We start from the raw sequence: 10833 nt of genomic DNA, 5'->3' as shown, positions 1-10833 counted from the left end.
CGCGGCGCGGCGCGGCGACCCTTCGGACGCGACGGTCGCCGTCGTCGAGGCGCAGCTCGGCTACGATCTTGGGGCGATCGGCTGGCAAAGGTTCGATGCCGGGCGGCCGCAGGATGAGCTGGCGGCGGAGATCGTGACCCTGGCTCAGGCGTAGCGGCGGCGGATCAGCAGGCTGGAGGCGATGGTCAGGATGAGCGTCGCCGTCATCAGGATGAAGGACACCGCGCCGCCGAAGGGCCAGTTGTTCTGCTGGGCGAAGGTGGAGAAGACCAGCGGCCCCATGGTCTGGAACTTCGGACCACCGAGCAGCACCGGCGTCGCATAGGCATTCATCGCCAGGATGAAGGTGAGGATGACACCGGCGAGGATGCCGGGCAGCGCCAGGGGAAACAGCACCCGCCTCGCCATGGTCAAGGGCGAGGCACCGAGTGAGAAGGCGGCTTCCTCGACATTGCGGTCGATGCCCTCGATGACGCTCTGCAGGGTCAGCACCATGAAGGGGAGGTTCACGGCGATGATGCCGATGACCACCGCGAGTTCCGTGTACATGATCTCGAGGGGCTGGGAGATCAGACCCATGCTCATCAACGTCGAGTTCACGAAGCCCTTGGAGCCGAAGGCCACCATCCAGCCGGCGGCGCGGACGGCATTGCCGACGAAGAGCGGCAGGATGATCGCCATCACCAGAAGGTTCTTGTAGCGCGACTGCGTCCGCGCCAGCACATAGGCCAGCGGAAAGCCGAAGAGCAGGCAGAAGACCGTGCAGGCGACGGCGACGCGCACCGTGCGCCAGAGCACCTGCAGGTAGAAGGGGTCCGTGAAGAACTTGACGTAATTGGCGACGGTCAGGGCGTCGACCATCAACTGGCCCGGCACGAAGGCGTTCAGGCTGTAGCGGAAGAGGATCGCGATCGGCACCATGAGGCCGATCGCGACGAAGATGGTGGCGGGCACGAGAAGGCCCGCCGCCGTGAGATTGCCGGGCTCGCCGACCGGACGCGTTGAAACTGCCGCCATGGCGAGCCGAGCCTCCGATCAGGCCTTGAAGACCTTGTCCCACCACTCCTTCATCGCCGCGTCGTTCTTGGCGAGGAAGTCGTAGTCGAGGTCGCGCATCTTCTTGTTCTCCTCCTCGGTGAAGCCGATGCGCTTCTGCAGGTCCGGGGCGACCGCGGCGTTGGTCACCGTGGGGCCGAAGCCCATGTCGATGGCGAAATTCTCCTGCGCGGTCTTTTCCAGCATGGCGTCCATATAGGCATAGGCGCCGGCCTTGTTCGGGGCGTTCTTCGGGATCATGAAGCCGGAGACATAGGCCATGGTGCCCTCGCTCGGCGCCGCGGCTTCCACGGTGATGCCGGCATTCTGCCACTGCACCGCGCGGGCCTTCCACATCATGCCGATGGAGATCTCTTCCGTCTTGAGCGCCTGGGCGAAGGCCTCGTTCGTCGGATAGATGCGGGCACCACCACGTTTGGCGGCGAGGAGAAGCTCCTTGCCCTTTTCCAGCGCGGTCATGTCACCGGCGGCGGCGAGACCGGCGGCGAGCATGACGAACTGATACTGGATGTCGATGAAGCCGAGCTTGTTGCCGTATTTCGGATCGAAGCAATCCTTGTAGGCGGTCGGTGCCGGGGTCACCATCTTCGGATTGTAGACGATGACCTTGCCCGAGATGATGTGGCCGACGCCGTAGGGATATTTGGCGATCGGAATGAGGTTGCCGGCGTTCTTCAGCCTGGAATAGTCGATCGGATCGGCCACGCCGGCGGCGTTCATCTCGAACATCTGGGCAGCGGAGAGGCCCTGGATGTCCGTCGTGCCGCGCGGCAGGCGACGCTCGGCGACCATCTTGGCGCGGCGCGGCGCATCTGAGGCCTGGTCCTGGACGACTTCGAAGCCCTTCGACTTGAGGAAGGGTTCCTCGACGTTCTTGGCGAGCAGGCGGGCATAGTCGCCGCCCCAGGTGCCGACGACGATCCGGCCGGCGGCCTGCGCCGAGACGGGCGTGGCGGCGGCACCCGGCAGAAGGCCGCCGGCGGCAGCGAGGCCGAGGCCCTTCAGCGTCGTGCGCCGGTCAATTCCCTTGGTGAATGTGGACATGTCGACTTCTCCCTTCTGGATTTCCCAGTTGGCGGCGGAATGCCGCATGGTTCAGGCGACCTCGCGCGGAAACACGAGGCAGGCCGAGGCCGGCCAGCCGACCTCGATCATGTCGCCGACGGCCGGAACATGCCCGTCGGAGCGGTTGGGGATCTGGACGACCACATGGTCGGTGTCGTTGAGGCGCACATGCACGTCGAGCAGTGCGCCGAGATAGGAGACGAAGGTCACCTTCCCCGTGGCGTGGTTGGCGAGGCCCTGTGCCGCCGCACCGAGCGTCAGGCGCTCGGGACGCAGGGCGATGGTCGCGGCCCCCTCGGCAGACGACAGCTGGCAGGACAGCATCAGGCCGCCGTCAGAGCGGAACGCGCCGGCTCCTGCCACGGTGCCGGAGATCATCGTCGAGCGGCCGACGAAATCGGCGACGAAGAGGTCGGCGGGGCGCTCGTAGAGGTCGGACTGCGTCCCGACCTGGCGCACGGCGCCGTCCGACATGACGACGAGGCGGTCGGCCATGGTGAGCGCCTCCTCCTGGTCGTGGGTGACCATGACCGTGGTCAGGCCGAGTTGCTGCTGCAGCGCGCGGATCTCCAGACGCACCTCGAGACGGAGCTTGGCGTCGAGGTTTGAGAGCGGCTCGTCGAGGAGGAGCACGTCGGGCCGGATGACGAGAGCGCGGGCCAGCGCGACGCGCTGCTGCTGGCCGCCGGAGAGCTGGCGGGGATAGCGCTCGCCGAAGCCCTCCAGGCGGACGAGGCGCAGCGCCTCGGCGACGCGAGCCGTGGTCTCGGCCCGGTCGACCTTCCTCATGTCGAGGCCGAAGCCGACGTTTTCATTGACGGTCATGTGCGGGAACAGCGCATAGCTCTGGAAGACGAGCCCGGCGTTGCGCTTCCATGGCGGCAGGGTGGTGATGTCCTTGTCGCCGATGCGCATCGACCCGCCGCTCGGCGGCACGAAGCCGGCGATCATGCGGAGGGTCGTCGTCTTGCCGCAGCCGGAAGGGCCGAGCAGGACGAGAAATTCGCCGTCCCGGACGGCAAGCGAGACCGATTTGACCACGACATTGTCGCCGTAGCGCTTGGTCAGTGCGTCGAGGGTGAGGGAGGCCATGGATCAGACGACTCGGGCAAGCTTGACGTAGCGGTCGGTGATGATCATGGCGACCGCGATGAGGAGGATCTGCAGGACGGAGACGGCGGCAACCGTGGGGTCGATCTTCCATTCCAGATATTGAAGGATGGCGATCGGCAGGGTCACGCGACCCGGGCCGACGAGGAAGAGGCTCATCTCCAGATTGCCGAAGGAGGTGACGAAGCCGAACAGGGCGCCCGCCACGACACCCGGCCGGATGGCCGGAAGGGTGACCCGGAAGAAAGTCGTCCACTGATTGGCACCGAGGCTCTGGGCGGCCTCTTCCGCTGCCCGATCGAGGCCCGTCAGGCTCGCGGTGACGAGCCGCACGGTCCAGGGAATGACCAGCAGGGTATGGCCGGCGACGAGGCCGCCGAGCGAGCCGAGAATCGGCAGGCCGGTGGCGATCTCCGTTTCGATCTGGAAGACGTAGATCGAGGTGCCCATGACGACGCCGGGCACCACCAGCGGCAGCAGCAGGAACTGGTTGAGCACGGCGCTGCCGGCGAACTGCCGGCGGGCTAGGATGAGGCTCGCCGGCACCGCGATCAGCAGGCCGATCAGCGTGGCCGCGACGGCCACCTGCAGGCTCGTGGAAAAGCCGGTGACGAAGTTGCGGTTGGCGGCGATGGCGCCGAACCATTTCAGCGAGTAGCCCTCCGGCGGAAAGGATGGAATCTCCTGGGCAAAGAAGGCGAGCCAGGTGACGAAGACCAGCGGCATCAGGATGAAGGCGAGCGTCAGCCAGGCGACTCCGTAGAGTGCCACCCGCCCCACCAGCCGCCCGTCCGCCATCATGCCGCCTGCTCCGTCATCATGCCTTCCGATCAGGAGAGCTGGTTCTTATGCATGCGCCCGCCTTGCATGATCAGGGCCAGATGCGCGCCCTGCTTGGTGAGGAGCGACAGGTCCTTCAGCGGATTGCCGTCGACCAGCACGGCGTCGGCATAGGCGCCGGCCCGAAGCGTGCCGATCTTGCCTTCGCGCCGGCAGAGCTTGGCGGCATGCACGGTCGTCGAGCGGATCACCTCGATGGCCGGCAGGACGCGGCCGCGGATGACGAATTCCTCGGACTGGTGGCGATGCATCTCGCCGAGGAGGTCGGAGCCATAGGCCATGGTGAGCTTGGCCTTGTGCATGATCTCCAGCGACTTCATGCCGGCGACCTTCACCGTATCGACCTTGCTGACGGAGATCGGGTCGAGACCGAGGGCCGGTCCCTCGACGCCAAGATATTCATATGTGACCAGCGTCGGGCAGGCGATGGCGCCATTCTCGGCAGCAAACTTCGCGGTCTTGGACTGGATGAGGTTGCAGTGTTCGAGGCTGTGGACCCCGCATTCGACGGCGCGGCGGATCGCCTCGTCGGTGTAGAGGTGGGCGGCGACATAGGTGCCGGCATTTGTCGCTTCCTCGACGGCGGCGATGATCTCGTCGCGCGAATAGCCGAGGAAGTGGATCGGGTCGTTCGGCGAGGCGACGCCGCCATTGGCCATGATCTTGATGAAATGGGCGCCCTGCTTGATCTCTTCGCGGCAGGCCACCCTGACGGCGTCGACGCCGTCGGCGAGGCGGCCCAGGGAGCCGAGCGTGCGCGTCCAGGTCTCGGGGTCGCGGCGGTCGTAGCGCGAGCGGCTGTCGCCGTGGCCGCCCGTCTGTGACAGGGCCTTGCCGGGGATGATGAGGCGGGGGGCCTCGATCAGGCCCTGCTCCTGGGCCTCGACCAGCGGATAGGTGGCGCCGCCGAGGTCGCGGACCGTGGTGAAGCCGCGGTCGAGCATGCCCTTCATGATGCGGGCGGCGCGATAGGCGATGAGGGCATCAGGGACCAGTGCGTTCTGGCCGATATTGACCATGGTGGCGATGACATGGACGTGGCAGTCGATGAGACCCGGCATCAGCGTGCGCTTGCCGCAATTCACCACCTGCGCCTTCGCGGCCTTGATAGGCTTGTCGGACAACTCCTTGACCGTGTCGCCCTCGACCAGAAGCTCATAGCCGTCGACGAGTTCGTCGGCGATGGCCGGGTCGAGGAGGCGGAAATTGCGGAACAGGGTCAGGCTCATGGTGCGGTCCTCACGCGGCAGGCTGTCCTTGGGACGTTCCGGCCTGCAGGTGCAATCTCTGCTGCCTGCGACGGGAGCGACCGGCTTATCCTAGTTTCAGCCAGTGCCGCAGCACCAGCGTTCTCTCGCGGCGCATCGGCGCATATTTTATACACCGATGCAAGATGGCGTCACGGAATGACCGCAACGCATTCGATCTCGATGTCGAAGGGCGCCGGCCAGGGATTGATGCCGGCGCTGGTGCGGGCCGGGAATCCCGCGGGAAAGCGCTCGCGATAGATCGCATTCACCGTGCCCATCAGGGCCGGGTCGGTGATGAAGACCGTGGTCTTGACCGCCTGGGCGAGGGAGGAGCCGGCAAAGGCGAGGGTGGCCTCCAGGGCATCGAGCGCGGCACGCGTCTGGGTGGCGATATCACCCTGGACGATGTCGCCGGTCCGGATGTCGACGGGCGGCATGCCGCAGGTGAAGAGCAGGTCCCCGGCGCGTACCAGGGCAGAGGTCGGCGCGCCGAGCCGGCGGATCGCCTCGGAAATGACGGGGACCTCGATGACCTGACGCTGCATGGCAATTGTCCGAACCCTGGAACAGGCAGAGAAGCCCCGGCCGGCTCTCTTGGCAAGCGCGACGGTTCAGATGATGCGCACCTTGCGGTCGCCCCAGTAGCGGTCGCGCAGCGCCTTCTTGTAGAGCTTGCCGGTCGGCAGACGCGGCAGCGCATCCATGAAGTCGATGGAGCGCGGGCATTTCTGCGCCGACAGGTGGTCGCGACAGAAGGCCATGAGCTCGGCGGCGAGCGTCTCGCCGGGCTCGTGGCCCGGCATCGGCTGGATCACCGCCTTCACCTCTTCGCCGAAATCCTCGTTGGGCACGCCGAAGACGGCGGCGTCGGCGACCTTGGGATGGGTGATGAGCAGGTTCTCGCATTCCTGCGGATAGATGTTCACCCCGCCCGAAATGATCATGAAGGTCGAGCGGTCGGTGAGGTAGAGGTAGCCCTCGTCGTCGACATAGCCGACGTCCCCGACGGTGGACATGGTGCCGTCGGGCGAGCGCGAGGCGGCGGTGCGCTCGGGATCGTTGAAATAGACGAAGGGATTGGCGGTCTTGAACCAGATCTCGCCCGGCTCGCCCTTCGGCGCCGGGTCCATGTCGGCGTCGAGGATGTGCAGGTCGCCGAGGAGCACCTTGCCGACGGTGCCGCGATGGCTCAGCCATTGCTCCGAGTCACAGGCCGTGAAACCCATGGCCTCGGTCGCCCCGTAATATTCATGGATGATCGGCCCCCACCATCCGATCATCTCCTCCTTGACCTGCGGCGGACAGGGGGCGGCGGCATGGACGGCGATCTCCAGCGAGGACAGGTCGTAGCGCGCGCGCACCTCGATCGGCAGCTTCAGCATGCGCGAGAACATGGTCGGCACGAGCTGGCTGTAGGTGACGCGGTGTTTCTCGACCAGGGCCAGATAGGCCTCCGGATCGAAATGCTCCATGACGATCACGGTGCCGCCGCGGCGGATGGCGAGGCCGACGGCGGCCTGGGGCGCGGAATGATAGAGCGGTGCCGGCGACAGGTAGATCATGCCGTCGCGGTAGTGCCAGAGCTTGTCGAGGAAAGTGTAGAGCGGCAGCGGCTCGGAGGGCGGGTTTTCGGGCAGCGGGCGCAGGATGCCCTTGGGCCTGCCAGTGGTGCCGGAGGAGTAGAGCATCGGCGTGCCGAGCCATTCATCGGCGATGGGCGTCGCCGGATAATTCGAGACAGTCGTCACGAAATCGGGATGGGCGGTGTCGGCCGGGTCGCCGTCGACGATCAGGCAAAGCGTCACGTTCGGGCACTGTTTCAGCGCCTGCAGCGCCACCTCCTTCTTGGAGCGGGAGGTGATCAGCAGCTTCGATTCGCTGTTGTTGAGGATGTAGGCGAGCTCGTCCGCCAGCAGGTAGGAATTGATGCAGGTGTAGTAGAGCCCCGCCCGTTCGCCTGCGCTGCAGGATTCGAGGTAGCGGGCATTGTTCTCCATGAAAATCGCGTAGTGGTCGAGGCGTTGCAGGCCCTGGGCGCGGAGCAGATGGGCGAGGCGGTTGGCCCGCTCTTCGAACGCGCGGTACGTGACGGTCTCCCCGGAGCCGGCCATGATGAAGGCGGCGCGGTCCGGATACGCCTTGGCGTGATGCCCGGGATACATCTGTTCGCTTTCTCGCGGGGCCAGAGTGGTGGGGGAAGAGGCGGCGCGGCTGACCCGCGCCGCCAGGTCTCTCCTCAGGACGTGCTCTCGCTGGACAACACGCTTCCGAAGAGCTCGAAGCTCTCGCCCTTGACTCGGGCGAGCTGCACCGACTGGATCGGATAGAAGTCGGTCGGGCTGGTGTTGACCTTGATGCCGGGCAGCAGCAGCGGCGACTCGAAGGCCCTGATGTTGGCCGCTTCCTTCATGACGTTCTCGCGCGTCAGGTTGTCGCCGGCCTGGCGCAGGGTCTGCAGCAGCGTATGGGCGACGCTGAAGCCGAAGTTGTGGCCGTCGTCGCGCACGTCGCTGTTGGGCATGTACTTGGCCATGAAGGCCTTCCAGGCGACGACGTCGGGCGAGTTCACCCATTGCGGGTCGCTGGCATCCTTGCGGTAGAGGGCGACGATGATGCCCTGGGCATTGTCGATGCCGGCCGGCTTGAGGACCGAGCCGAAGGACGAGGACACGTTGTTGAGGTAGTGGACCGGCTTCCAGGCGATCTCCGCCGCCTTCTTGATCGCCTGCGCCGCAAACTTCGGCGTGGTGATGTTGAAGAACACGTCGGCGCCGGAATTCTTCAACTGGATCATCTGGCTGTCGACGGTCGGGTCGGTGACCTCGTAGGTCGAGAGCTGAACGATCCTGCGCTCGTTGGCGGCGCCGAGGCCCTGCTTGAAGCCGTTGAAGTAGTCCTTGCCGTAGTCGTCGTTCTGCATCAGCACGCCGATCTTGGCGTCCGGCTTCGTCGCCAGGATGTGCTTGGCGTAGATCGAGCCTTCGGTGACGTAGTCCGGCTGCCAGCCCATGGTCCAGGGGAACTGGCGCGGATTGCCCCACTTCGAGGCGCCGGTGGCGACGAAGAGCTGGGGCACCTTGCGCTGGTTGAGATAGCGCTGGATCGCCGTGTTCGACGGGGTGCCGAGCGGATTGAAGACGAGCAGGACCTTGTCCTCTTCGACCAGCTTGCGAACCATCTCCACCGCTTTCGGCGGTGAATAGCCGTCGTCATAGGTGATGAAGGTGATCTTGCGGCCGTTGAGGCCGCCGGCATCGTTGACCATCTTCATGACGGCTTCGGACGTTCGGCCGATGACGCCGTAGGCCGAGGCATTGCCCGAATAGGGCATGATGTTGCCGATCTTGATCTCGGTGTCGCTGGCGCCGTCGTCGTAGCGCTTCTGCGCAATGGCGGGCGCGAAGACGGGCGTCACGGCGAGGATGCCGAGGCCGGCGATGACGGTTCTGCGTTTCAACTCAGTCATGGGATGTCCTCCGGGTGAGTTGCGGTCTTCTGCGGCCGCTCTGGCTTGGTCGTCGTCTCGATGCACTGCAGTGGAATCCAGGCGTGGGTCAGCCTCCCTGGGATCGTCTGAGTCTTGCCCAAAGGGCGGCGAGGCCTCCGGCAATGCCGCCCGGCATGACGTAGATCAGGACGATGAGGGTGATGCCGTAGAGCGTCCACGGCTGCAGCTCGAGCGGCAGGTGGATCGCCTGCGTCAGCTTCTTCGTCATGGCGTCGGCATATTTCTCGATGAACTGGACGAAGATCCCGCCGATGACCGCCCCGGGCAGGGAAGCGACGCCGCCCACCACCGCGCCGACGAGGATGGCGATGGAAAGCTCGAAGCGGAAACTGTCGGGCGACACGAACTCGAAGATGATGGCGTGCAGGGCGCCGGCGACACCGACATAGAGCGCCGAGATGCCGAAGACCGTCGCCTTGTAGCGTGACGTGTCGATGCCCATCGTGCTGGCGGCGAGCGTGTGGTCGCGGATCGCCACCATGGCGCGGCCCGGGCGCGAGTTCAGCAGGTTGCGTGCCATCCAGAACATGGCGACCGCGACGATCAGCACCACCAGATACATCCACTGGTCGCCCGACAGAGGCAGCCCGAAAGGCGCGTCGGGCTTGAGCAGGTTGATGCCCATCACACCGTTGGTCAGCGGCTCGAGATGCTTGTATTTCAGCATCTGCGGCACGGCGATGGCGAGGCCGAAGGTCGCCAGCGCCAGATAATGCCCCTCGAGCCTCAGGGCCGGCAGGCCGAAGAGATAGCCGACCACGAAACAGATCAGCGCGGCGGCGGGCAGGGTCAGCCAGTAGTTGACGCCGTAATGCTCGATCAGGATCGCCGCCGTATAGGCCCCGACTGCGAAGAAAGCGCCGTGGCCGAGGGAGATCTGGCCGTTGAAACCGGTCAGGAGGTTCAGGCCGAGCACCGCGATCGCATAGACGATCATCAGGCTGAGCTGCAGGAAGGTGAAATTGGAGATGAAGCCGGACTTGCCGACGATGAAGGGCAGGGCGGCGGCGAGCAGCAGGAGACCGATGAGCATGCTGCGCGTCAGGTTGCGGGAGGTCTCCGCAGCGGCGGGCGCGGCCGTGGTGATGGCGGTCATGGCTACACCCTCCTGACGGTGGTGCGGCCGAACAGGCCGGCTGGCTTCAGGGTGAGGATGGTGATGACGATGATCAGCGCCACGGTCAGCTTCTCGCCATTGCCGACGATGTAGATGCCGAAGGTCTTCTCGGTGAGGTTGCCGAAATAGGCGACGAGGTTTTCGAGCACGCCGACCAGGAACCCGCCGAAGACCGCGCCAGCCGGATTGGAGATGCCGCCGACCAGCGCGCCGGCGAAGCCGTAGAGCAGGATGGAGGCCATCATGTTGGGCTCCAGATAGACGACGGGTGCGACCATGGCGCCCGCCACGGCGCCGACCGCGGCGGCAAGGCCCCAGCCGAGCGCCAGCATCCAGTCGACCTTGACGCCGACGAGCCGTGCCGAAACCGGGTTCTGCGCCGCCGCCCGCATGGCAAGGCCGAGCGGGGTGAAACGGAAGAAGGCGTAGAGGGCGAAGAGCATCAGCAGCGAGACGAGGATCATCCCGATCTGGTGGGAGCCGATATAGCCGGATCCGGCGAAGGTCACGTTCGGGAAGGGCGACGGGAAGTTCTTGATCGTGTGGCTCCAGATGCTGCCGGCCAGGGAATGGAAGATGGCGAGGAGCCCGATGAAGACGACGACGATCGAGAGCACCGATGCGTTGTGCAGCGGCCGCAGGATGATGCGCTCGATCGCGACGCCGAGCAGGAAGGAGAAAAGAATGGTGAAGCCGAGGGCCGGCCAGAACGGGAAGCCCCACTGGATGAGCTGCCAGCAGATGTAGGTCGAGAACATCGCCATCTCGCCCTGGGCAAAATTCAGGTGATCCGTCGCCGTGAAGATCATCACCAGGGCAAGAGCCACGAGCGCGTAGATGGCGCCTGATGCGAGCCCCGATGCGATCTGCTGGATCAGCTGTTCCAT

10 protein-coding genes are annotated in these 10833 nt (G+C 65.5%); all 10 read right to left on the bottom strand.

The features are described 5' to 3' along the window. Positions 1 to 144: 144 nt before the first annotated feature. Complete coding sequence (locus Q8O26_RS09265) at positions 145 to 1017, bottom strand: ABC transporter permease (protein ID WP_305575223.1); 873 nt, start codon at positions 1015 to 1017, stop codon at positions 145 to 147. 18 nt (positions 1018 to 1035) lie between these two features. Continuing rightward, the gene (locus Q8O26_RS09260) at positions 1036 to 2100 is read right to left on the bottom strand and encodes a PotD/PotF family extracellular solute-binding protein (RefSeq protein ID WP_305575222.1); all 1065 of its coding nucleotides are present in this window, start codon (positions 2098 to 2100) and stop codon (positions 1036 to 1038) included. A gap of 51 nt (positions 2101 to 2151) precedes the next feature. Then, entirely contained in the window at positions 2152 to 3213 is a 1062-nt protein-coding gene (locus Q8O26_RS09255; RefSeq protein WP_305575221.1) for an ABC transporter ATP-binding protein, read from the bottom strand. A 3-nt stretch (positions 3214 to 3216) separates the two neighbouring features. Next, positions 3217 to 4032 (bottom strand): ABC transporter permease, encoded by an 816-nt coding sequence (locus Q8O26_RS09250; protein ID WP_305575220.1) that lies wholly within the window; start codon positions 4030 to 4032, stop codon positions 3217 to 3219. Positions 4033 to 4061: 29 nt separating this feature from the next. Then, the gene (locus Q8O26_RS09245) at positions 4062 to 5300 is read right to left on the bottom strand and encodes an amidohydrolase family protein (protein ID WP_305575219.1); all 1239 of its coding nucleotides are present in this window, start codon (positions 5298 to 5300) and stop codon (positions 4062 to 4064) included. Positions 5301 to 5470: 170 nt separating this feature from the next. Next, positions 5471 to 5866 (bottom strand): RidA family protein, encoded by a 396-nt coding sequence (locus Q8O26_RS09240; protein ID WP_305575218.1) that lies wholly within the window; start codon positions 5864 to 5866, stop codon positions 5471 to 5473. Between the two features lie 66 nt (positions 5867 to 5932). Beyond that, on the bottom strand, positions 5933 to 7483 hold the full coding sequence (locus Q8O26_RS09235; protein WP_305575217.1) for an AMP-binding protein: 1551 nt from the start codon (positions 7481 to 7483) through the stop codon (positions 5933 to 5935). A 74-nt stretch (positions 7484 to 7557) separates the two neighbouring features. Beyond that, on the bottom strand, positions 7558 to 8787 hold the full coding sequence (locus tag Q8O26_RS09230) for an ABC transporter substrate-binding protein (protein ID WP_305575216.1): 1230 nt from the start codon (positions 8785 to 8787) through the stop codon (positions 7558 to 7560). 88 nt (positions 8788 to 8875) lie between these two features. After that, positions 8876 to 9925: a branched-chain amino acid ABC transporter permease gene (locus Q8O26_RS09225; protein ID WP_305575215.1), complete on the bottom strand. Its 1050-nt coding sequence runs from the start codon at positions 9923 to 9925 to the stop codon at positions 8876 to 8878. 2 nt (positions 9926 to 9927) lie between these two features. After that, positions 9928 to 10833 carry a branched-chain amino acid ABC transporter permease gene (locus Q8O26_RS09220; protein ID WP_305575214.1) on the bottom strand — a complete coding sequence of 302 codons (906 nt, stop codon included), beginning with the start codon at positions 10831 to 10833 and terminating at the stop codon, positions 9928 to 9930.

This window comes from Phreatobacter sp. (assembly GCF_030691135.1).
In the GTDB taxonomy this organism is placed as follows: domain Bacteria; phylum Pseudomonadota; class Alphaproteobacteria; order Rhizobiales; family Phreatobacteraceae; genus Phreatobacter.
This window is presented reverse-complemented; position numbering and strand designations above follow the sequence as displayed.